This window comes from Pseudoalteromonas sp. 2CM39R, from assembly GCF_023161845.1.
This window is the reverse complement of the sequence record NZ_JALNTM010000006.1, coordinates 62,890-86,252: the sequence shown is the minus strand read 5'-3', so window position 1 is coordinate 86,252 and position 23,363 is coordinate 62,890. Positions and strand designations below refer to the sequence as shown.

Here is a 23,363-nt window from a genome sequence, read left to right as displayed (position 1 = left end):
CTAAGCTCTCCCGAGATTTCCAGAGAGTAACTCTGGCACCAAGGCATCACGTAAAGCATGTAGATGCTCAGATTCTCTGTTTGTATTTCTTATCATTGGGTAGAAAGGTCTCACGTGCTTAGAGAACACCAACCTGAGTTTTTTCTGAGGAAGAGGAAAAGAAAACTGCTTGATAGCACTTTTATCTCCCCTAGGCATTTTTGCACCCTTAGACGTGGTCATCATGTATTCAAAGAACCGATCTTGGTATAGCAGATTGTATGCAAACTCAGTTTCTTCTGGGTCTAAAGGTGAAAATCCCAAAACATCCGGAGAGCGGCCCCCTTTGAACTCAGTAAGCCAGATCTTTTTGAAGTATGGTCGGATATTAGAAATAAGAATCTCATTTTCATCAAACGCAGGTACGGAGTTTACTCTAGGTAAACTTGATGCAGTGGTAACACCTCTTTTGTTTTCGAGCATATTTTCTGTAGAAATATAATTTTTTAGATTTAATCCCGAAACATCAACCCGCTCTGACGAGAACTGCACGACATCTTCAATTTTCCCAACGTCCCATCCCTCTGGTACCTCTCCAAGTTCAGAGTCTTGCATTGCAGCAGGAAACAGCGCGGCGGTTTGGGCAAGTTTGTTAAATGCCTCGGGATTACTGACTTTTAAACCGTTAAGTTCATCAAGGGTCTTGGCAGAAATAACACTCATCGCGGCAAGTTCGGCATCGTCAGCGCTACCACCCGCTGCTAAGGTTTCCATCTTGGCTTTAACCGGATCAAAATCGACAAACCAGCTTTTAAAGATGGCTTGTGCGATTTGCTCTAGGGTTTGGTTGGTTTGGGTGTTTGCTACAATTTTGTCATCAATGTCACCAAGAATTTTGGCTACCTTATCTTCGTACTGCCGTCCTCTATCATCGATTAATATTGAGGAAAGGTGATTCCTATTAAGTGTTGGTACACCCGAGCCCACATTAAATGAAGAAAAATCTATACTTTTCAATAAATAGTAAATAAATCGCTCATTGTGACCTTTGAAGTCTTTCACCCACAAGGTTGTATTCAATGGCCAATAGTCTTCGGTTATATATTGACCACCGCCAATGCTGCCACTTCTGCCAATAATAACTCCAGGAGCTTTTGCTTTCGCTTCATTGTGATAGCCTGCAATACCAGTGGAAGCAACAACAGGAACATTGCCTTCAACTCGATTCTTGTGGGGTAGATCATGTCCTCTTTGAAGCGTTATAAATACATTTAACGGAATTGGATTACCACTCATAACCAATCCCCGCCAGATTTTCCTTAATCGCTTTTTCTAAGCGGTCAGATTCTTCAAGCTGTGATTTTAATTGCGCGGTTAACCGCTGCATTTTATCGGTGAATGGCTCGCTATCTTCCTCAGCATCGGCTGCACCGACATAGCGGCCGGGCGTTAATACATAATCATGCTTTTGCATATCTTCAAGTTTGGCGCTGAAACAAAAGCCTTTTTCATCTTCATAGTCAGTACCAGATTGCCAAGCGTGAAATACGTTTGCTATTTCTCTAACTTCGTCTCTCTTTTCTGTTTGTTCGAAATCACGAAGAACTCGATCCTTCATATACCCCATTTTACGAGTATCTATAAACAGGGTTTCACCGCGACGATCACGCTTACTATTCCCACCTTTCTTATTTTTGGTTAAAAACCAAATACAGGCGGGGATTTGCGTGTTGGTAAATAACTGCCCTGGCAAAGCAACCATACATTCAACAAGATCAGCCTCAATTAACGCTTTACGGATCTCACCTTCGTTATTGGTATTGGAACTCATGGAACCATTTGCGAGTAATAGGCCCATTGAGCCGTTATCGTTAAGATGGTACAGCATGTGCTGTATCCAGCCGTAGTTGGCATTGCCTTGCGGCGGTGTGCCATATTTCCAGCGAATATCACCGTCAAGCTTGGCATGCCACCAGTCTTTGATATTGAACGGCGGGTTGGCTATCACAAAGTCAGCACGCAGGTCAGGGTGTTGGTCATCTAAGAAGGTATCTGCATTCTTTTTGCCAAAGTTAAAGTCGATTCCGCGAATGGCCATGTTCATGGCGGCTAACTTCCAGGTAGTCGGGTTGCTCTCTTGTCCATACACGGAAATATGCTTTTTTTGCTCGCTGGCGTTGTAGTGTTTTTCTTGTGCGTGCGATTCAATAAATTTATCGTTACTCACAAAGAAGCCACCGGCACCCATTGCCGGATCATAGACTCGGCCTTGATAAGGCTGAAGCATCTCAACGATCAGGGTAACGATGCTTTTTGGCGTATAGTACTGACCACCTTGTTTACCTTCGGCTAAAGCAAATTGCCCTAGGAAGTACTCATAGACATGACCTAAGATATCTTTGCTGTGTAAATCGAGCTTTTCACCATTGTGCACTGGGTTATGAAATTGGGTCTTAGAAAACTCATTAATTAATGCTGTTAAATTTTCATTTGATACTTCATAGCGCCCAACTCTTGGTAAAACACCCTTGAGCTTGGGGTTGGCGAGCTTTTCTTTATCGCCTTCTTTGATTTTATAGGTTTCGATGGCTTCTAGGGCATTGTCGATTAACTTGGATATAGAGGTGAGCTTGAAGGTTTCGCCATTCTCTAATGTAATGTCATCACCAATGGATCTTGCTGCCGTGCTTTTAAGAAATTCCCAACGTGACTGTTTTGGCACCCAGAACACGTTTTTCTCTTGGTAGTATTCGTGCAGTTCCAATTCTGCGTTAACTGCTTCGTTATATTCTTCGTCAGAGTCATAATCTTCACGGGGCATGTAATAAATATTATCGTCGCTGTCGTCCTGAGTGAACAACGTACGCAACTCTTGCTGGCGCTCTTCAAAGGCGTCTGACACATATTTTAAAAAGATGATCCCTAGCACGACATGTTTGTAGTTGGCAGCATCTAGGTTATTGCGTAATTTATCAGCTGCTGACCAGAGCTTTTGATCGAGTTCTTTTAAAAACTGCTGTTCTATATTATTCATTAATTGTCTCGTTATTAATTTTCAAAAAATTCTTCGTCTATTTTCTTCAGGTGTAATACCTGTTCGTCACGGCTGCCGATGTTGTATCGCAGCATGAGCCTCGCTAATTCAGTGCCGTTGATAAGTACAATGCGAGTACCTAAATTTTGTGCAGTCTCGATGGCTGATGCGGTGAAATCAGAGGTAGTAATAAAAATACCTTTTTGCGCTTTTTTAAGGTTTAGTGCTCCAAAGAAGTCTCGAATGTCACCAGCACTTACGTTATTGCCTTCAGCATAGCGCTTGGCTTGGATATAGATTTGATCAACACCAAGTGGGTCTTGGTCTATTACGCCGTCTACACCATTGTCGCCGGTTTTACCTAATGCATGAGCTGCACCTTCACCTGTACCGCCATAACCCATGGCGACGAGTAGCTCAATTAATAGGTCTTCAAAAAAAGCTGGAGTGACTTTACGGGTTCTATCGAGGATATCTTGCGCTAAAGCATCGTTAATCTTTTTGTAAGCCGCTCTAAGTGCTTCATCAGGGGTAATGTCTTTGTCTGGCTCTACATCAATGCTATGCGCATCTGATTCATTTGTCTTTTGCTTAAATACGACAAATTCATCAAATTGCTTGAGATAGTCATTGTCTATTTTAACGCTGGGATCTTGCAAAGCTGATATACCACGAGCGGTGATCACAAAATGTGCTCGCCGTGTGGTTTCAAGCAAGCCTGCTTTGGTTAGGTAAGTCCTAGCCCAACCAACACGGTTATCAAGAATAGATTGTTTGCCGCTTGGCAATGTCTCTTCACGTTCAGCTTCAGATAGACAGAACTTATCAGCTAACTGATTTATCACATCGCGTAACCTAACTTCTTTGCCATCAGCTTGATGAGCTATTTCTAGAAAGGGGCGCATGAATTCTTGATAGCTTGGTATCATACAACGTCCTTATTTATTCTTTTGGTTGAGGACTCTTTTGTTCTTCAATCCACTTTTCCAAATCTACGCGTTTAAAGCGCCAACTTCCACCCACCTTAAAGCCGGGTAATTTGCCTTCACTTGCAAGACGATATGCTGTCTTTTCATTGAGCTTTAAGTACGTAGCGACCTCTTGAATGGTCAAAATATCATCGGCCATGTTTAATCTCTGTATTTGAACAAATTGATAGTATGAGAAAATTGAGGAATTAGCAATTGATCGCAAGCGATCTTACTCTGTTGTTTTGTTGCATTTTTGAGCGGTTAAAAATTATTTTATAAAATATTTAGTCAATTTTGATCATGCCTTAAAAATATTTGTTTATCTTGCGTTGAAATATTTCAATTTTTAAAGCCCCAAAATACCTCACAACAAAATTATTGTTTCCATTTCCAATTCAAAAACTTATTTTTAGACAAAAATATTCCGTTGATTTAATTCAATTTTCACTTACACAATTTTGATGTTATTCAAGGTTGCTGTTGCAACACAAAAATGTTGTTTTTCATGTGGTTATGGTTTTTGGGTGGGTTGATCAAAGTTTGATCTACAGGCAAGATATTGTTCCCTACTGAATCAATTGCAGGATGCATATGAAATTTAAAGAGGTTACCGCTACACCAAAAGCTATGGAAAAGTTAAACCGGTGGAAGCGTGACATACAAAGTTTAACAACGGAGAGTTATCGGCCGTATTTAACGGTAAAAGCGGTTAATCAATATGGGCGTAGGCATTGGATCTTTTGCAATGTACAGAAACGGCATGCTCATTTGTTGAGTGATGGTGAATTACGTATGTACAAAAAATTGATTTGGGCCAGAGGTACTAAGCGTGTATTTGAGCAGTATGCACTCGATTTAAATGAAACTTTAAATATTGCAGTCGCGGGTAATTTAATTCACCCACGCAATTGGGAGACCTCGGAGGCATATGTGATGACGACAGATTTTTTGGTTCAACATCAAGACCTAGAAAACCCGAGTCGCATAATAACGACGGCATATAGCTTTAAATATGCCTCTCAAATTTATGTGGTGGATGAGGAAGGGGATGAGCTGGAGGGCTCGATACAAGGCGAAGAAAGAAAGCTGCTACAGCGCAAGAATGCTCGAACTTGGCAGAAATTTGCAATTGAACGAGAGTATTGGCGACGCCGTGGCATCAAGTATCAAATTGTTACGGAATTGGATGCTACCAAGGACGAGTTCAATAACATCCGCTTCTGTGAGCCTGCTGGCTTTATGAAGTTTGAGGATGAGTTGGTTAGAACATTCGTGTTTACTTTTTGCCACGTATGGCAAAGGTACTTCATGAAACCACTTGAGTTTTTACTGTTACTTACAAGCCAGCAACTAAATTGCTCTGATGAGCAAGTCATTCGGCTTTTTCAATTTAGTGTACTCAAGCACTTTTTGCCGCTTAAGCATAGCAGTACGTTACAGTTCCATCGTCCTGTGGAGCTTACCTTATGATGCTAAGAATTGGTACGCGCCTGACTAACGATAAAAAGAATATTGATCTTCTTGTTTGTCACGTTAGTTGTTGTCGACGGTTTACTGCTTTGTATGATCTAAATGGTTTTGATCCAAAAAAGAACCTTTCTAAACCTGAAGCATGGCGGATGGATGATGTATTGGCATATATAACTAGCCATTCATTACAAGTAGAGCGTTTTGACTACCCGGTTGTTATGACTAGAAGTGATGACTGGATTGCTACTGAAATGGGTAAAGGTACCTGGCTTGATAAACGTGACTATAAATTTAGGAAAATTGAAAGTCTTGTTAGTCTCGATAAAATTGAGCAGTACCTGTATGGCAAGGGGTTAGCGGCTGAAATAAAGCCACTTCTCGGAAAGGATAAGTGGAAAGGGAAAGCATCATTTCATTCTGCGATTAATAGATACATCATTTTTGGCTGTACCAAAAACTCATTGTTGCCATTTGGCTTGATGCAATGTGGCTCAAACTACCGTCATGTTAAAGACTTGAGTGACTCCCAGATTAAGCGTGGTCCAAACGGTAAGAACGGTAAAGTTAAAGTTCGTTCAAACGCACGGTGTGTAAATGATGTTGATAAATTAAACATCAAAAAAACTGCTGCTTTTATCAAATCTAATCATGTTAACTTTTCTATTGCGTTTGCTTATCGGCTATATCACAGGACATTTGAACGCTATGTAATCGAAAGAGAGACGACACTAGGTACCCAACATATTTTTCACCCATTTCCTGAGGAAGATCGAATCAGTGATGGCATGTTTCGCTATCACTTTAAAAAAATTATTGATAAAGCATCACTTCTTCGTTTGAAACATGGAGATGTTAACTTCGCTAAAGACTTTGAGGATAGACAAGGCAAGTCTTTTGATGGGGTACTTGGCGCCACACAGCGCTATGAAGTCGATGCAACCATTCTTGATTGTTACGTGCGTTATCCTTTTGATACAAGTAAGCGCTATTCAATGGGGCGTCCTGTCTTGTACCTAGTGGTGGATGTTTATTCAACCATGATTGTTGGGATGTATTTGGGTTTTGATGGTCCCAATTGGCAAGGGGTATCCCAGGCGCTAGCAAATGCATGTTTAGATAAAGTTGAATTTGCTAAACGTTTTGGTGTTCTTTTAGATGAGAATGATTGGCCCGCTAAAAATGTGCCAATTGAATTAGCAATAGACAATGGACCTGAGTATAGGAAGACCTTTATTGATGCTCTTTTAAACGCGAGAATTGGTATTGAAGATGTTGCGTTTATGGCTATTTATCGCGGTGATGCTAAAGGAGTGGTTGAGCGCAAATTTGGTACTGTTAATGATCAAGTTATTAAGTTTATTCCTGGTGCATTAGCAGAGTTACCAAAACGTGAAGATAGTCATGCATCCAATCATGCGTTGTACGATTATGACTCATTAATGCAAGTGTTAATCGCAGAAATTTGCTACCACAACAATTCAGCAGATCGTCTCAAGCGACTTAACTTCAAAGGCCTTGTAAATGGTACGGACTTTACGCCGAAAGCGATTTTTTTAAATAGCTTAGAAGACATGGAAAAGGTCGGGCGATTAAACTCTGGAGTAAGTGAAGCTAAAATTCGGTGGGCATTTTTGCCTGAAGAGCGTGCGACGGTAACTTCTAGCAGTATACGTTTTGAAGGGGTCGAATACCATCACCCCTATTTCAAATCTAGTGGTGGCTATGCTAGAGCTAGGCATCATGGCACATTCAACATATTAGTCAAAAGGATGTACGACAATATCAATGAGCTGTTACATGAAACCGACGATGGTCAGATCGTTAAGTTACGCCTTAAAAATATCAATAACGAAAATCCTTTAGCAAGTCAGCATTGGGAGCAGGTAATGCACTTGATGGAGCAAGAAAAAGATATGCTTCACGAGCATAAGCAAAATGCTCTGATCACACGTTCATATTGGGATTCTGTTACTGATCTTACTACTGCGCAACAGGAGGCTGAGCGCTCGCTCGCACCTAAAAATAAACATAAATCTATCCAACCAGGCATTAAAGCTCGTCAACAAATTCAGAAGCTTGTGCTAAGAACTCAAGCGAATCAACAGTTGGATAATACATTTGGTACTGGAACCGACTTAGAGTCAATGAAGCCCGCCGTCATGGATGACTTAGACGACGAATTGTATGGAGATTAAGGGAGTAATCTTATGAAAAAAGAAGCGATATATCGAAAACACCCGCTTGATAGCTTAAATGGAAATCCTCTTACCGAGGCTATTGAAGTAATAGCGCACGAAGACGAGCTGAATAAAAAGCTTACTTTCAAACCTACTTTTGAAAAGAGCTTAACTGATATACCAGCTGTATATCAGCAGGTATTTCTAGAACGGTTAGAAAAGGTTCACGTTCCAGCGCCATACTTATATGGAATGTATAACAAATTTGTAGGGCTTATTTTAGATGGATATTCTAAGTACACGCCACATTCTGCGGAAACTAACAAATTGCAAATGGCAATCGCCTTGGCAGCTAGAAAGGGGGATCGATTAGAAGAGAAATTTATTTCTCGAACAACCGCGCCTAGCGTATTTGTTCATGGTCATAGCGGTGTTGGTAAGACGAAAGGAATTCGCAGTGTTCTGAACGTGATCCCACAAGTGATCAAGCACAACAAGTTTGAGGACAAAATCTTCCGGCAAGATCAGCTCGTTTGGATATCGCTTGATATGCCATCGACTCCATCAACCAAAGGGTTGGCGCTCAATTTTTTTAACGCTGTTGATGAAGCCCTTGATACAGATTTTTATGAACAGTGGAAAGATAAATCACATTACTCTGTAGAACGCCACTTAAGTCAAATGCAGTCAATTGCTGTGGCACATCATTTGGGGTTGGCTCATATTGATGAATTGCAGTTCATGTTGAAATACAAAAATAGTAAAAATGCGCCATCCTTCACTACGATTGAAGCTTTGTTTAACAAAATGGGTATTCCTATTGTTCTTTCATCAACAACATCTGGTAGGGAGATGTTTTTATCTGACACTAAAAGCCCAGATTTTACGATCACACGCAGATTATTGACCAACCGTGAATATCAGTTTTCTTTGTACGGGGTAAAGAGTAAGTTTTTTAACTCTCTCTTTGATGCATTGTTCCCTGAATCATTTTGCAAGAGTAGCGAAATGCCAGATAAGCAGTTCAAACAAGTTTTTTGTTATTTAACGTGTGGTCTGCCTGCAATGATGACGAGGTTGGCGATACTGCATCATGAGTCAATTGCAATGTTGAAGAATAAATACCCCGATAAAGCCGATGCATATCGCACGGGTGACGTGGGAAGGTTACATAAGACGTATAATAATCAATTCTCTTTGATTGCTGGCGCTTTAGATAATCTCAGAGCGGGAAATATTCAACAGTTTGATGAGGGTGTGAACAAACTGGATCAAAAAGAGCATGTTTTAACAAACGAAGAAGTAAAGTTAGCTGCAAAAGCTGAGCGCAAAAAAGTACAAAAGTTATTACCTGACGTGGTGCCAGACCCATTAGGTATACCTCGAGTGTGTATGGATATTGATTCTAAAGATATGCTCAATTTCATTGAGGAGGGATCTGATGACTAATATATCCTTCATGCCTACCCCTTTTGATGGCGAGCACTTTGCGGGAGTGGTGTCTCGTAAGGCAACCCTTTTAGATAGTAGTAACCCTAAGCTGGTGTTTGAGCGCATGCTTTCAGAGGATGGCTCTTTGAGCAATCAACGAATCTATCATCCGTTAATTGATGTTGCTGCGAATGCGTATGAGGGGAGTATAAGCAGAGAATATCTGTTAAGAAAACACTCATTGTTTCCTTATTATTCACCTTCGATGCATTTTCGTGATGTTGATAAGATCATTAATAAGCGGATCAGGAAAGGAGGCCTTTGGAAGCGCTGCGAATTTATTGAGCAAGTACCATCCTTATCGGCTCCATTATGCAGAACATTGTCGTTTTCTTTAGCTTGGCGATGGTGCCCATTATGCGCTATTGAAGATGAAAAACGTGTAGGTACTTCCTATTGGCACGTTGAACACCAGTTACCTTCGATGATCACTTGTTCAAAGCATGCTTGCGAATTGCTTGAAAGCTGCAATACCTGTGGATTTTCTAGCATTGATATAAGAGTTATGGCGACGCCACCAACCACCAATAAATGTACTAAATGTGGTGCTATTCATAGGGCAAGTTACGTAGATTTAAATGGGCATATTACATGGGTACAGCAAGCGAGTATGGATTTATTAAATTCACCTGGAATGCTTTCTAAACCATACTTTGAACACGTAATGAAACGAGGTATTCAAAGTGGCTTTTCTAATTTAAACGGAGGGAGAATACGAGAGCAAGTATTTGTGGCAGCGAGACTTCAGCAAGACTTTGTAGCGTGGTTTTTTGAACATGGCTTTGAACGTTTTTTTCATGAGCCTGAAGTTGTAATCAATTACAAAACGTTAAGTCTCGAAAAGGCGTTACGAAACGTAAATGGGTGGCATCCATTGTTTGTATTGATGTGGCTGCGCTTTTTGGCGGTAGAATGGCCTTCGTTAGAAATTGCAGCTTAAGTGCGCTGCTACCCAACGAGACTATTTACAGTTGGCTCGCTAGAGCAGGGTTAATAAGCGGTTTAGCTACGGATCATGACTTTTTGCTGGTTAGGTTGGGGTATACTGGCCAGCAATTAACATCCATATTCCCATCTTTTATTGTTCCAGTTTCAGAAAGTGTGAGCGTGGGCATTGACGAATTAATCGTAAAACACACAGTTTTGCCATTTTTTAAGCCTTTTATACAAAGTGATGTCTTCCAAGAAGCTTTTACTAAAATGCTTGAGGGAGCATGCACTGATGCGTACAGTCAATTCTCGCTACTGGCTAATCGAATACCAGAACCGACAGTCCTATGTTATTGCCCGCAGTGTGCCGCCCAAGACATCAAAAACGTAGGTGTGGCGTATTGGCATGTTGCCCATCAATTACCTTGGATTAACTACTGTCCATTTCATTTAATAAAGCTAGAAGCAATAAAACGTGAAAGGAAATTGCTCGTATTGCCGCCTCAGGTTGTAAGTGAGGGCAAAGGTTTAACACAGGCAAGCCTAAAGCAAGCAAGACTTGCTCAAGATGCGTATGCACTCTGGTCTTTAAATTTAGAATCCATTGATTCAGATGTTTTGAGAAGGGTTTATTTACATGGGTTAAATGCGAATAATCTCGTATGTAATTATGGGTCTGTCAGGCAAGAAAAATGGCAAACAAGCCTTAAGGAGTACTGGGTAAATGAGTTGCCTAAAGGGCTTTTTGATGCGGTTTTTGGGGGGAGTAAAAGCAATAGCTACCCATCAAACTTTATTTATCAATCCCACGCACAGTTTCACTCATTAAAACACCTACTCGTGATACAGCATTTATTTGGCAGTTTGTCAGAGTTTTTGAAGTGTTGCTCTAATCCGAATCAATTAAACGTGAGGCCAGATCATTTAATTAATGATGCGTTTGAACGAGTTAATCCAGAAAAAACAGATTTACTTTTAAAGCAGTTAAGAAATGGTATGAGTATGCGTCAAGCTGCTAAGCGAGCAAATGTTAGTGTGGGGTATGCTAAATCTATAGCTATGCAAAATAACATACGAATACACCGTAGAGCACAGTTCTTATTTGCGACAGAGCGTAAGCAAATTCTTTCTAGGCTAAGAACTGGCGAACTTACAACTTCAATTGCCAAAGAGATGGAATGCTCGCAAAGTGCTGTTGAACAGTTATTGACTCAGTTTCCTGATATTAAAGAATTACGTATCCAGCTTCGATTTGAAAAGCAACGCAACACGCATCGCTCAATATTACATGAATGTTTGGATAGAACAAAAGCGCCTACTCGTGGGCAGATTCAATCATTATGTAGAAGTTCTTACACGTGGCTTTTTAAACATGATAAGGAATGGCTGTATGAAACTTTACCGTCTGCAATACCAAGAAATAGACGTAGAGGGTATTAGGATGAAGCCTTAATCTGGTTAAATACTGTAATGAAGCCTTGTTCGCGATCAGGATGAAGCCTTAATTTGGTTAAATCCTGTAATGAAGCCTTGTTTGCGATCAGGATGAAGCCTTAATCCGGTTAAGTACTGTAATGAAGCCTTGTTCGCGATCAGGATGAAGCCTTAATCCGGTTAAATACTGTAATGAAGCCTTGTTTGCGATCAGGATGAAGCCTTAATTCGGTTAAATACTGCAATGAAGCCTTGTTTACGATAAGGATGAAGCCTTAATTCGGTTAAGTACTGCAATGAAGCCTTGTTTACGATTAGGGTGAAGCCTTAATTTGGTTAAATCCTGTAATGAAGCCTTGTTTGCGATCAGGATGAAGCCTTAATAAGATTTAATCCTGTGATAAAGCTTTGTTCGCGATCAGGATGAAGCCTTAATCCGGTTAAGTACTGTAATGAAGCCTTAACTTCAATAAAAATATTATGGGAAAGTATATAGACGAAGGTATAAAACATTACGACAAGATTTGACCTGGGAGAAAACCATATGTCTATGGACATTATTGATGACTTACTTTTTGAGGCCGGCTTTGATGATGCGTTGATTAGTCATTCATTAGCAGGCCTGATTCAAATAGAAGTTCGCAGGAGCGCAGAAACTGAATATATGTTGACGGAATCAATAATATGTAGTAGCTCACATCCGATCTTACAGTTTAAAAGAACGGGTTTAGACTTAGCCTGACAGGCGACTTTGAGCGAATAAGAGACAGTCAGAGTTATCTGGATATCTGGACTTAATTCTACAAAGCGGACGCTTAGCGAACCCGTTCATGCCCTAAAATTGAGGTTAGGCAATTAATTGCACCTTAAGAACGTTTAGCCAACCCGCATTAATTGTATAATGATGTCTCTTCTTCGAAAGAGTGTGTTTATGAGAACCATTGGAAAACTGGCAAAATATTTAGATATCTGTGTTGAAACTATCCGCTTTTATGAGCGCCAAGGTTTAATAGAACAGCCACCAAAACCAGAATCAGGTTATCGAATGTATGGCGAAACTCATGCCAGTCAACTCAAGTTTATTCTCAAAGCTAAAGCATTAGGATTTACCCTAAAAGAGATAGAATCACTGATGTCTTTAAGCAGTAATTGCGCTGAAGTCGAATCGTTGGGCTTACAAAAGCTGCAACTGATTCGAGATAAGATCAGTGATTTAAAGAGGTTGGAAAAAGTAATTCAAGATATGACAGACTCATGCAAAGCCAATCAAGATCCAAAAACCTGCCCAATTATCAATTCGCTTAAGTAGTCATTGACTCCGTACCCATGTACGGAGTTTAAAATACCTCAAAAATAGAGGTAATTATGATTAATAAAATTCTCGATAAAATCGGCTCTGGTGGCGTTTGGCTAGCCGCGCTAAGCTGCACAGCGTGTTTTCCTGCACTCGGCTCATTAGCATCAGCTCTTGGATTGGGTTTCCTATCACACTTTGAAGGAATTGCTGTTAACACCTTATTGCCCTTGTTTGCTTCACTAGCGTTATTAGTTAATTTCTATAATTGGTATCAACATAAGCATGTGGTAAGAGGCATTTTAAGTGTCATTGGCCCAATTGCAGTATTGTTAACCCTTTATCCATTGTGGCAATACGACTGGAGCACTTACTTATTTTATTTTGGGATCATTTGGATGGTTGTCATGTCAGTGTTGGATATGGTTAAGCCCGTTAAGGAGCCAGTATGCAAGGTATAGAGTTAGAATCAAAGATAACCTGTCCAGAGTGCGGGTTTAGTAAGGTTGAGACTATGCCTACAAACGCTTGTCAGTGGTATTACGAATGCGGAAGCTGTAAAACATTGCTTAAGCCGTTAAAGGGAGATTGTTGCGTTTATTGTTCTTACGGAACAGTAAAGTGTCCTCCTATTCAAGAGGGGAATAGTTGTTGCACTGGTAAATAATTCATTCCCCTGACTGCTTAGTGTCAGGGGAAAGTCTTAATGCAAATTGTTTACTTGGTTCTTCCTGTGGCTGGTAACTTGGCAGAAATAAGTGCCGCTAAACTAATAAAAGCAAACGAAATACCCAAGCAAGCAGCTAACCCGTATAGCTGGAAAACCCAGCCTGACAACACTGTGCCAATTAAACGCCCCATTGCATTTGCCATGTAGTAAAAGCCAACATCTAACGAAACGCCATCGGCATCAGCCATGCTAACAATCAAGTAACTGTGCAGTGAAGAGTTAATGGCAAACAGTACGCCAAATACCATTAAACCAGCAATGAGCAGTGTTTTAACTTCCCAGCTAAAGTATAACGATAAGGCAATACCTAATGTCACCAGTGCTAATAAGCTTGCCCATTTTACAGTTTCAGTCGCAGGAGAAACGCTATCTTTGAAGTTGATTAGCTTAGGTGTCATTGATTGCACAATTCCGTAACCAATCACCCAAAGCGCTAAGAAACCGCCAACCGTCCAATGATCCCATTCAAAGGCTTGCGACAAGAACACAGGTAGTGCAACTACAAACCAGACGTCACGCGCACCAAACAAGAAGAGTCGTGCAGCCGACAATATATTAATAGAGCTGCTCTTTGAGAAAATGTCTGTAAACTTAGGTTTGTTCTTGGCTTTACCAAGGTCGCTTTTCAAAGCATACAGGCTGTAACACCAAACAAGAGCCAGAGCACCTGCCATTAACAACATTGCTCCTTTAAAGGTAAGCAAGGTTAACAGTAAGCCGCCTAAGAAAAAGCCAACGCCTTTCAGGGCATTCTTAGAGCCTGTTAATACCGCGACCCATTTAAACAAGGTGCCTTCTTGTCCTGCGGCAACCAACATCTTAATTGAGCTTTTTGCGCTCATTTTGTTTAAGTCTTTGGCAATGCCTGAAAGCGCTTGTGCAATCATCACATACACAACTGTTAACCATTCAGCAGGAACAGCTAACATCAGCAAGGCGATAGTTTGAATGGCTAAGCCAATGTTCATGGTTTTATTTAGCCCTAAACGGGCACCTAAGAAGCCGCCAACTAAATTAGTGACAACGCCAAATATTTCATAAAACAAGAACAACATCGCAATACTAAGCGGACTATAGCCTAACGCGTGGAAATGAAGCACTACCAACATGCGTAGTGCGCCATCTGTTAAGGTAAATGCCCAGTAGTTACCTGTGACAACAAGGTATTGCTTAATATCGTCTGATAATGATGTCAAGCGCTTCATAGTGTTACATTACCCTTTAATTGATGATCCGACTTTACGAGCAAGTTCAGCCGTTCTATTAGCGTAACCCCACTCGTTGTCATACCATGTGTACAGCTTCACCTGAGTGCCATTAACGACCATTGTTGATAATGCATCGACAACGCTAGAACGTGGGTCGGTTTTATAATCGATAGACACAAGTGGCTTTTCTTCATAACCAAGAATGCCTTTTAATTCGCCCTCAGCCGCTTCTTTCATCCAAGCGTTAATTTCAGCTTCCGTTGTTGGACGCTCAACCTCAAATACACAATCAGTAATTGAAGCATTCGCAAGAGGCACACGTACCGCATGACCATTCAGCTTACCTTTCAACTCTGGGAAAATATGAGTAATCGCCGTTGCCGAACCTGTAGTGGTTGGGATTAAGCTCATGCCACAGGCACGCGCTCTACGTAAATCTTTATGCGGAGCATCTAGAATCGTTTGAGTGTTGGTAATGTCGTGGATAGTCGTCATCGAGCCATGTTTGATGCCGATTTTATCCAGTAACACTTTCACCACTGGTGCTAAGCAGTTTGTGGTGCAAGACGCTGCCGTTACGATTGAGTGCTGTTCAACATCATATAGATGGTCGTTAACCCCCATAACCACATTAAGTACACCTTCTTCTTTTACGGGTGCTGTTACAACGACTTTTTTTACTCCTTGGTCTAAGTAGGCTTGTAGCAACTCAGTTTTCTTCATCTTGCCTGACGCTTCAATGACCAAATCACATTCAGACCAATCCGTATCATTAATTGCTTTGTTTTGCGTTACACGAATGGCTTGACCATCAATTATCACGTTATTGTCATCATGGGTTACATCATGTGACCAAGTACCATGCACAGAATCGTACTTTAATAAATGTGCTAGCGTTTCTGCATTGCCAGCAGGATCGTTGATTTGCACAAACTCAATGTCTTGCCAACCAAAAGCAGCTCTAAGTGTTAAGCGACCCATGCGGCCAAAACCATTAATACCAATTTTAATTGCCATTGTTAAGCTCCTACTATTTGAAACTCATTGAAAAAAGAAAGTTGTACTGGGTGTGAGAGCGCTTTAGGGCGCATTTTCTGCACTTGTTTAATAATGTCTGCCTTGTCGTAACCTAGTTCAAACATCAGTAGTCCAATGACTAAGCCTGTGCGACCAGAGCCGCCTTTACAATGCACGGCAATGGTGCCTTGATTGCGTAAGATAGATAGCATGTCATCAAGGTTTGATTTGAACGCTGCTGCAAAATCTTCATTTGGTGCATCGTCATCTAAAATAGGTAACTGAAACCATTTAATACCTTGTGCATCACACACTTGAGGAAGGTCTTCGGCTTCATTCTTGTTCATTTCTGCATCGTACATCAGCGTCACAATCGCTTGTGCTCCAGCATCTTTCAATTGTGTAACCGATGTTGTTAAATCAACGTCTTTTGTTCCGGGGCAAGGAGTAAAGATAAAGCTTGCGCCATTATCAAGTGTTAGTATGTCATATGGATGAGTGTGCATAAAAAGCCTCTTAATTATTTATTCGTTAAACCAATGTTTTGTTCTGTTCACAATCGATACGAGAGACAACATAACTGGAACTTCAACCAGAACCCCAACCACGGTCGCCAATGCAGCGCCTGAATGTAAGCCGAAAAGGGAAATAGCTACTGCCACTGCCAATTCAAAGAAGTTAGATGTACCAATCAAACAAGAAGGTGCAGCAATGTTGTGCTTAAGCTTGAGTCTGACCGCGATAAAATAGGCAATAATGAAAATGCCATAGGTTTGCAGGATAAGCGGAATGGCGATTAGCAAGATATTAAGTGGTTGCTCAATAATGGTGTTAGCTTGAAAGCCAAACAGCAAAACGACTGTTGCCAGTAAACCGATAACAGAAAACGGTTTTAACTTCTCTAGCAAACTTGTGATAGCTGCTTCATCGCGACCTGAGCTGTTTAAGTGTTTTCTAGTCAGGATTCCCGCGATTAAAGGGAGCAATACATACAAAATCACCGAGATAAACAAGGTGCCCCAAGGTACATGAATGTCTGTTACACCAAGCAATAACCCCGCAATGGGAGCGAATGCAAAAATCATGATGATGTCGTTCACCGACACCTGAACTAAGGTATAGTTCGCATCACCTTTGGTTAATTGCGACCAGACAAACACCATTGCCGTACAAGGTGCAACCCCCAGTAAAATCATACCAGCGATGTATTCTTGCGCTGTTTCTGGTGATACAAAATCGGCAAATAAGCCTTCGAAGAACAACCAACCTAAAGCAGCCATTGAAAATGGTTTAATAAGCCAGTTGACCACCAAAGTTAATACCAAGCCTTGCGGATTCTTCCCTACTTCCTTAATGGTTGAAAAATCCACTTGCACCATCATTGGGTAGATCATTACCCAAATGAAAACAGCAACAACTACATTTACATGGGCAACTTCAAGCTTTGCAATAGCTTCAAAAAGAGGTGGGTAAACAATCCCCAGCGCCACACCAGCAGCAATTGATATCGCCACCCAAACAGATAAATAACGTTCAAAAATCCCCATAGTTACATTCCTTAATTACAGCAGCTTGCCACACGCGTAGGACGGTCACCCATCGAGTTTAATCTGGCTAGCTCTTGTTCGATAAAAATAGGCTCATTCACTACCGTTGAGGTGATGGTTTGCTTCATCCACGCTGGCAATGTTGGATTGATCGAATAAAACACCCATTGCTGATGCTTTCTGTCAGATAAAATGCCTGTTTTTCGAAGCTGTGCTAGGTGACGGGACACTTTGGGCTGGCTCTCTTCATCTAATGCAGTCATCAACTCACAGACACACGCTTCACCCTCAACCGCAATGATTAAAAGCGTTTTCAAGCGAATATCATCAGCCAGAGCTTTGTAAAAAGTAGTTGGCGTTATTGGCGCTGGCATTTGCTTTTCTTGTATCAGCAAAAACATTTTGATCCGTTCATTTAGCTCTTGTAGCGTTTTTTCAAACGGGTTGGCATCTCTACGAGAACGAGGCTCAGGGAAATCCCAAGCAAGGCAGTTAGTACCATTGACTCGGCTATCACACTCTTTTGCCGCTTTATCACACAGGGTAATAACAAAATCGAAATGGATATTGCTAACTTCATCAAGGTGTTTTGAGTGTAATCCATCGGTAGGTAACCCAAAGTGCTCGATAGCTGACAAGGTACGACTATCAACACTATTTGGCTCAGTACCAGCACTATAAACCTCGTACTCACCTTTACCATGATGTTTTAGCAACGCCTCAGCCATGATAGACCTAGCTGAGTTTTCAGTGCATAAAAAGAGAACTTTCATGAAATACTCCATAATGAATTTATTATATAATAAATTTATTATGTTGTTGTGACAACAGATATTTTCGAAAAAATGAGTTATGAGTAGTGTTAGTTAGAAGTATAACTGCTAGTACAATACCGCAGTTGGTTAATTGGAGAGCTAAGCCACTGACCTAAATGAATTAGGTAAAACGTCTGTTAATTAGTTTTTATTAGTTGAGCAAAGAATTAAACTGAACGACTCAAAGTGGCACTTTTACGAAGTTCGGCTGTGAGCGATAACCGGTCATTCAGAGTTAATAGCCATTCACAAAGTAATATTAAGAGAAAACGTCCCCCTTTTTTATATGATGCAGAAACCTAAGCATAATATTTATAGCTGGCAATAACTTAAACTGTTTGTTATTAATGTAAGTTCACAAGATAAGGACGTTTTCGCGTTAAAATGAGGAAAGTATCCTCTGATTAAGCTGTTAGGTTTGGAGGTTTGATGAAAGCTTTATTTTTGGGAGCAGGAGCGTCTTACGAAGTAGGTATGCCATTAGTATGGGAATTTACTAATGTACTAAGGCGAGTTGTCTTAAAACGTATAGATACAAACCTCTTTAACTTCAAAAATGACTTAGAGTTGAAAAACGAGTTCATTTCGTTATTTGAAAACCATGATTTGCACTATGAGCAAATAGTTGCGCACCTAGAAAATCTATATATTAGTTCCCGAAGTGATATTTATAAAAGGGAAGTTGTTCATGGCATCATTATTCAATTAATCGAAACTATTCAACTATTATTGTTAGAGGATCAAAGTTTAATCAAAGAGCTGCTAACTCATCGTATAAAAGATTATTATGGTCTGAAAGAGTATCTTTCTAAGAAAGAACCGACTTTTGTGTATTCGCTAAACCATGACGTATTATTCGAAGAAGTTTGTACATATTTATCGCTCCCATTCTCTGACGGGTTCTATGATGACTCTAGAGGCTTTGAAAATATAGCACCATTTTCGTCAATATCATCTAAACAATTGGAAAGAGGTGAATTAAACTTTTTTAAAGGAAATACTCTTGGGTTTAATCTTGTAAAATTGCATGGCTCACTGGATATATTTGCGATTGAAGACATGGACTACTTCATTAAAGCTAAGGCTTTGGGTCAATATGTTGGTGGTCATATTGATTCAATTGTATCTATAGAGAAAACCAATGCACTGATTTGCCACCGTGATCAGTACAGAGTGACAAATGAGTTAACAGTTGAAGACGATACTGGGGAAATACAGTTTCTACGAAGATCTTTGCTTTCTGGTGGTAACAAATTTAAAGATGAGATGTCACAAATCGCACCAGCTACATTACTTGATTACTTCAAGCAAAGCTTGAACAAAATCAATGAGCTAACTGTTATTGGGTATAGTTTTGGAGATGATCACATCAATGATATTCTTGGTGCTTGGGCCTCTAAAGCAGGAAAGTTAGTACGAGTATTCGACCCTTACATGACTGAAATTCCTGACTGTTTAGGGGAGTATGATGTGGAAATTCAGATCATAAATGGCGGCTTTACTGATTTTTGCTTAATGTATGATTCATCAGAGGAATCATATCAAAATAAGTCGATGCGAGATGCTCTTGATACAGTAAGGCTCGGCTTGAAACATCGGAGAGAAAAACAAACCTAACAAGCATTTAAGAGTGATTCACAACGCTTGCCGTTTTCGCTTCGCTCAAAGTATAGGCAAGCGCCGCTCACATCATAATGCGGCGTTACGTCCGTCCGCTGTTGGCACTTATGCGACTGTCAGATTTGATTAAGCCCTAACAATAAAACCTGACAGATAAAGTTAAGACTTATTCAAATAATACGCAAGGTTAGTTGTCTATTCCCAAACTCCAAATACATAACTTAGTTACTTTTTATGTTGGTGGACCGCTTTCTTTATCAGTTGTCGAAAGCGTTTTGTTCCCCCCTCAAGTTTTGGATGAGCATACAGACCTCCTACGACGCTCGGTGTGTTTGGTAGAGTTAGTAAACATTTCTAAATATTGCCCGATTAGAAATGAATTAATCTGGTTGCAAACTTTATTTTAAATCGTACACACCGAGACTTGTTAGATTGAGTAGGGAGTTGCAAACTTTATTTAAAAAACGTCCAACCTAAGTAATTGAGTTACAAGACCTGCTAGTTGCAAACTCTATTCATGATCTACATTGAACTTTAATTGGTAGTAAGTTCCACTGTAGAGTGGGAATTATCGAAATTATAAAAGCCGTTGCAGCAATGCAACGGCTTTTTTGTGTGTGGTGATTAATGTTAATCGTATAAGCGTAGGTTGGATTGAGTGAAACTAAACCCAGCGAATCACAAATATACTTACTCGTTCACAAACCAAGAGTATGTGTTATTTATTGTGGGCGTTTAGCTTGCTGGCACGCGGGCGCATGCTCTAATAGATGTTTGAGATTGCTATTACAGATAATGTGAATGCGTCTCGCATCTTTAGAAATTAGAAACCTTACTCAATTTTTGTCGTTGAGGTGACGACAGCTAAAACGGGGCTGCTGTGCCCTCGCTATTCGCGAACTTATTCTTATATTGCGACACAATATTGAGTTAGACATCGTTGTAATTTAGCCCGATCTTATAATAGAAAGTAATGCTGAAAATACATTTAAATATTATAAAGCAATAATAAGTTATCGTTTTACGGTAATTTTAATTGTTTTTTTAGTTTTTGAGTGTCATAGTGATTTTTTAATAGAAGGAACTTAAAATGAAACGCGAGTTACTTACTCTTGCTACTATAGTGTTAGTTGTGCTGCAAACTGCATGCACAACAATTTCGATTGAAGAGTCAAATTTTCTGAACCCAGATCAAAAAGTACAGATTACAAAGCTGCGTAAAATTGAGCAAACAGCTACAACAGAAGATATAACTATAAATGGGTTTGACGATGTGACGTTGAGTGGCACCTTGATAAAGGTTGATGATGCGCAAGCAACGGTTATTTATTTCGGTGGTAATCAATTTCGTGTAAGCGTTGCTGGAGGTAAACCTGCACAACAAATACTGCCAATGAATGTAAATATTTTAATGGTTGATCATCGAGGTTACGGTAATAGTGAGGGCACGCCGACAATTGAAAACTTAAAGCGTGATGCATTGTCAGTTTATGATTATGTTGCAACCCGTACAGATTTAAAAAGCACTCCGACTATTTTACATGGACACTCTTTAGGCAGCATGATTGCAGGGTATGTTGCAAGTGAGCGGCCTGCGGATGCGCTCGTACTTGAAGGAAGTATTACCAATGTAAAGCAAATGACATCGCAACGTATGCCTTGGTTTGTAAAGCCATTTGTAGAGGTTAATTTTAGTGATGAGCTAGCTAGGGTTGATAATTTAAAGGTAGTGGAATCATTTACTGCTCCGCTTTTAATAATTACCGGAGAAGATGATACTCAAACACCTCCTGCTTTAGCTGAAACTTTATACCAACATGCACTTTCAAAGCAAAAGCAATTATATATTGTAAAGGGTAAGCACCATGGTAATGCATTGACTGGTGATAAGTTACAGCTACATTATCAGCGATTAGTAATGCAGTTAAAGGAAAATAAATCTTAAAATGAAAAGAATAGTAATGATGAGTAACGTAATATTAGCGTTACTTTTTTTGACCCTAACTACTTTATTAATTACCGCCGTTGTATTGTTACTTAATGGCAGTGATGTTTTAAACTTTACTCAAGCTAACGGTACTCACTTGTGGATAGGGCTTGAAGTTAGCGGTTCTTGGAAAAGTACTGCAAGCACATTAACGGCAAACAGTTTTAATGCAATGACGTGGTTAGCGTTACCGCAAATGTTGCCATACATTATTGTAAATCTGATTTTAATTCGCTTGTTTATGCTTTACCGTAAAGGATTGTTTTTTAACTTAAAGAATATTCAATGCTTTAAATGGCTTGGTGGCTTATTATTACTGCAATTTATATTTGTGGCTTTTTATCCCGCGTTGTTGGTAACACTGCTCAATATGTTCTCAGGTAGTGAGCTTAAACGAGCTGTAGTGATTCAAGACACCGATATCATAGGCTTTATAGTTGGTCTTATTATTTATGTTATTGCATGGATAATGAAACAGGCGCAACAGCTGCAACAAGAGCAAGAGTTAGTAATTTAATGGCAATAATAATTGATTTAGATGTGATGCTCGCAAAGCGTAAAATGAAGTCGGCAGAGCTTGCCGAAGCAATTGGGATTACCCCACAAAATTTATCTGTATTAAAATCGGGCCGTGCAAAGGCTGTACGATTTACAACGCTTGACGCTATTTGCAAATACTTAGATTGCCAACCTGGTGATATTTTACGCTTTGAAGTTGATATTGACTAAGTCGCATACTGACTAGTAAAAATGCTCCCTTTAGGGTTTGACCCCGTCTCACTCTCCTCTTCTATAACTAATTGTTTAACAGTACCTAATTTAGGATTAGTATTAGTTACTACTTAAAACAATAATAAAATAAGTGCTAGAAATAGCCTTTAATAAAAGAGGTATTCATGGAAGATCTATTTATAGGTTTATTTGCAAATGTCGGCGTTATATTAGTTTTAGTTTTGATATTAAAAGCACTTAAAAAAGTTGATTTAAATCTAATGTGGTCTTTGATTTCGTTAGGTATTTTAGTTTGCTACTTTTTTGCTTTGTTTAAAGGTGGAAAGGTTATCCCCTTGGATATGCTTTTTCCTGATATGTCGTGGAATTGGTCTGGAAAAGTAGCGGCAATAATCCTTTGGTTAGTCGTACTATTGGCTTTAGTTAAATTTAAAGCTAACTTTCGTATTGCGGATGCTGGTTTTACTTTTAGGCAAAATGAAAACTCTATAAAACCCGCTTTTACAGTTATGTGCTTGTTTATCATTTTACAGATAGTTGTATCACTATTTTGGAGTGGTGAACCTAATTACGATTTAGAAACCTTACTTTATCAGGCAACAATGCCAGGCTTTGATGAGGAGCCAATGTTTAGAGGGATTCTTTTATTTTGTATATCTTTGGCAATCATATCTGAACGCTATAATTTAGGTGGTGCGTCAATTAACATTGCAGGGTTGCTCTTAGTGGTGTTATTTGGACTAGTTCATGGAGTTATGTTTAATGGTGGAGAGTGGCACTTTTCTTTCCCCGCTATTTTATTAACAGGCTGCTACGGCTTTATTTTACTTTGGCTAAGAGAGCGCACAGGGAGTTTGGTGTTTCCTATTTTAGCCCATAATAGTGTTAACTTTGTTGGGCAGCTAATCTAATTAAAAGTTTAATTTA

The 23,363-nt window shown here is 39.8% G+C and carries 22 protein-coding genes; 13 read left to right on the top strand and 9 right to left on the bottom strand.

Features of this window, described 5'->3' with window-relative positions:
- From MTF66_RS14895 to MTF66_RS14880, 4 genes are read right to left on the bottom strand one after another with little or no spacing between them, the layout of a single operon-like run.
- Nucleotides 1-1,275 carry a restriction endonuclease subunit S gene (locus MTF66_RS14895; protein ID WP_248527587.1) on the bottom strand — a complete coding sequence of 425 codons (1,275 nt, stop codon included), beginning with the start codon at nucleotides 1,273-1,275 and terminating at the stop codon, nucleotides 1-3.
- A complete protein-coding gene (locus MTF66_RS14890; RefSeq protein WP_248527586.1) occupies nucleotides 1,265-3,013 on the bottom strand; it encodes a class I SAM-dependent DNA methyltransferase in 1,749 nt (582 codons plus the stop codon). Before MTF66_RS14890 ends, MTF66_RS14895 begins: the two co-directional genes overlap by 11 nt.
- Nucleotides 3,014-3,027: 14 nt before the next feature.
- Complete coding sequence (locus tag MTF66_RS14885) at nucleotides 3,028-3,942, bottom strand: restriction endonuclease (protein ID WP_248527585.1); 915 nt, start codon at nucleotides 3,940-3,942, stop codon at nucleotides 3,028-3,030.
- A 13-nt stretch (nucleotides 3,943-3,955) separates the two neighbouring features.
- Nucleotides 3,956-4,141: a helix-turn-helix domain-containing protein gene (locus MTF66_RS14880; protein ID WP_062570374.1), complete on the bottom strand. Its 186-nt coding sequence runs from the start codon at nucleotides 4,139-4,141 to the stop codon at nucleotides 3,956-3,958.
- A gap of 434 nt (nucleotides 4,142-4,575) precedes the next feature.
- Between MTF66_RS14880 and MTF66_RS14875 the strand changes: the two genes are divergently transcribed.
- The 8 genes from MTF66_RS14875 to MTF66_RS14840 all read left to right on the top strand — a co-directional run bounded on the left by MTF66_RS14875 (nucleotide 4,576) and on the right by MTF66_RS14840 (nucleotide 13,447).
- A complete protein-coding gene (locus MTF66_RS14875) occupies nucleotides 4,576-5,454 on the top strand; it encodes a TnsA endonuclease N-terminal domain-containing protein (protein WP_248527584.1) in 879 nt (292 codons plus the stop codon).
- Nucleotides 5,451-7,649, top strand: coding sequence for a hypothetical protein (locus tag MTF66_RS14870; protein ID WP_248527583.1), 2,199 nt, complete (start codon nucleotides 5,451-5,453; stop codon nucleotides 7,647-7,649). Before MTF66_RS14875 ends, MTF66_RS14870 begins: the two co-directional genes overlap by 4 nt.
- 12 nt (nucleotides 7,650-7,661) lie before the next feature.
- The gene (locus MTF66_RS14865) at nucleotides 7,662-9,080 is read left to right on the top strand and encodes an ATP-binding protein (RefSeq protein ID WP_138764859.1); all 1,419 of its coding nucleotides are present in this window, start codon (nucleotides 7,662-7,664) and stop codon (nucleotides 9,078-9,080) included.
- Nucleotides 9,073-10,062 (top strand): TniQ family protein, encoded by a 990-nt coding sequence (locus tag MTF66_RS14860; protein WP_138764858.1) that lies wholly within the window; start codon nucleotides 9,073-9,075, stop codon nucleotides 10,060-10,062. Before MTF66_RS14865 ends, MTF66_RS14860 begins: the two co-directional genes overlap by 8 nt.
- On the top strand, nucleotides 10,035-11,492 hold the full coding sequence (locus tag MTF66_RS14855; protein WP_248527582.1) for a TnsD family transposase: 1,458 nt from the start codon (nucleotides 10,035-10,037) through the stop codon (nucleotides 11,490-11,492). The genes MTF66_RS14860 and MTF66_RS14855 overlap by 28 nt, the downstream gene beginning before the upstream one ends.
- Nucleotides 11,493-12,417: 925 nt before the next feature.
- Nucleotides 12,418-12,795: a MerR family transcriptional regulator gene (locus MTF66_RS14850; protein WP_036983712.1), complete on the top strand. Its 378-nt coding sequence runs from the start codon at nucleotides 12,418-12,420 to the stop codon at nucleotides 12,793-12,795.
- Between the two features lie 56 nt (nucleotides 12,796-12,851).
- Nucleotides 12,852-13,241, top strand: a complete 390-nt coding sequence (gene merC, locus MTF66_RS14845) for an organomercurial transporter MerC (protein ID WP_036983713.1) — start codon at nucleotides 12,852-12,854, stop codon at nucleotides 13,239-13,241.
- Nucleotides 13,229-13,447, top strand: coding sequence for a GDCCVxC domain-containing (seleno)protein (locus MTF66_RS14840; RefSeq protein ID WP_076920327.1), 219 nt, complete (start codon nucleotides 13,229-13,231; stop codon nucleotides 13,445-13,447). Before merC ends, MTF66_RS14840 begins: the two co-directional genes overlap by 13 nt.
- Nucleotides 13,448-13,497: 50 nt before the next feature.
- Here MTF66_RS14840 and arsJ read toward each other — a convergent pair whose 3' ends face one another.
- From arsJ to MTF66_RS14815, 5 genes are read right to left on the bottom strand one after another with little or no spacing between them, the layout of a single operon-like run.
- On the bottom strand, nucleotides 13,498-14,715 hold the full coding sequence (gene arsJ, locus MTF66_RS14835; RefSeq protein WP_248527581.1) for an organoarsenical effux MFS transporter ArsJ: 1,218 nt from the start codon (nucleotides 14,713-14,715) through the stop codon (nucleotides 13,498-13,500).
- 9 nt (nucleotides 14,716-14,724) lie between these two features.
- Complete coding sequence (locus MTF66_RS14830; protein ID WP_016898910.1) at nucleotides 14,725-15,735, bottom strand: ArsJ-associated glyceraldehyde-3-phosphate dehydrogenase; 1,011 nt, start codon at nucleotides 15,733-15,735, stop codon at nucleotides 14,725-14,727.
- A 2-nt stretch (nucleotides 15,736-15,737) separates the two neighbouring features.
- The gene (locus tag MTF66_RS14825) at nucleotides 15,738-16,241 is read right to left on the bottom strand and encodes a cyclin-dependent kinase inhibitor 3 family protein (protein WP_016898911.1); all 504 of its coding nucleotides are present in this window, start codon (nucleotides 16,239-16,241) and stop codon (nucleotides 15,738-15,740) included.
- An 18-nt stretch (nucleotides 16,242-16,259) separates the two neighbouring features.
- Entirely contained in the window at nucleotides 16,260-17,282 is a 1,023-nt protein-coding gene (gene arsB / locus MTF66_RS14820) for an ACR3 family arsenite efflux transporter (protein ID WP_028835005.1), read from the bottom strand.
- An 11-nt stretch (nucleotides 17,283-17,293) separates the two neighbouring features.
- Nucleotides 17,294-18,055, bottom strand: coding sequence for a metalloregulator ArsR/SmtB family transcription factor (locus tag MTF66_RS14815; protein ID WP_029609889.1), 762 nt, complete (start codon nucleotides 18,053-18,055; stop codon nucleotides 17,294-17,296).
- 471 nt (nucleotides 18,056-18,526) lie between these two features.
- Between MTF66_RS14815 and MTF66_RS14810 the strand changes: the two genes are divergently transcribed.
- The 5 genes from MTF66_RS14810 (at nucleotide 18,527) to MTF66_RS14790 (ending at nucleotide 23,347) form a co-directional block, all read left to right on the top strand.
- Nucleotides 18,527-19,714, top strand: a complete 1,188-nt coding sequence (locus tag MTF66_RS14810; RefSeq protein WP_248527580.1) for a hypothetical protein — start codon at nucleotides 18,527-18,529, stop codon at nucleotides 19,712-19,714.
- A 1,093-nt stretch (nucleotides 19,715-20,807) separates the two neighbouring features.
- The gene (locus tag MTF66_RS14805; protein ID WP_138622273.1) at nucleotides 20,808-21,662 is read left to right on the top strand and encodes an alpha/beta hydrolase; all 855 of its coding nucleotides are present in this window, start codon (nucleotides 20,808-20,810) and stop codon (nucleotides 21,660-21,662) included.
- 16 nt (nucleotides 21,663-21,678) lie between these two features.
- The gene (locus MTF66_RS14800; RefSeq protein WP_248527579.1) at nucleotides 21,679-22,221 is read left to right on the top strand and encodes a DUF2975 domain-containing protein; all 543 of its coding nucleotides are present in this window, start codon (nucleotides 21,679-21,681) and stop codon (nucleotides 22,219-22,221) included.
- Nucleotides 22,221-22,433 carry a helix-turn-helix transcriptional regulator gene (locus MTF66_RS14795; protein ID WP_010390771.1) on the top strand — a complete coding sequence of 71 codons (213 nt, stop codon included), beginning with the start codon at nucleotides 22,221-22,223 and terminating at the stop codon, nucleotides 22,431-22,433. Before MTF66_RS14800 ends, MTF66_RS14795 begins: the two co-directional genes overlap by 1 nt.
- A gap of 167 nt (nucleotides 22,434-22,600) precedes the next feature.
- On the top strand, nucleotides 22,601-23,347 hold the full coding sequence (locus MTF66_RS14790) for a type II CAAX prenyl endopeptidase Rce1 family protein (RefSeq protein ID WP_138594851.1): 747 nt from the start codon (nucleotides 22,601-22,603) through the stop codon (nucleotides 23,345-23,347).
- Nucleotides 23,348-23,363: the final 16 nt, after the last annotated feature.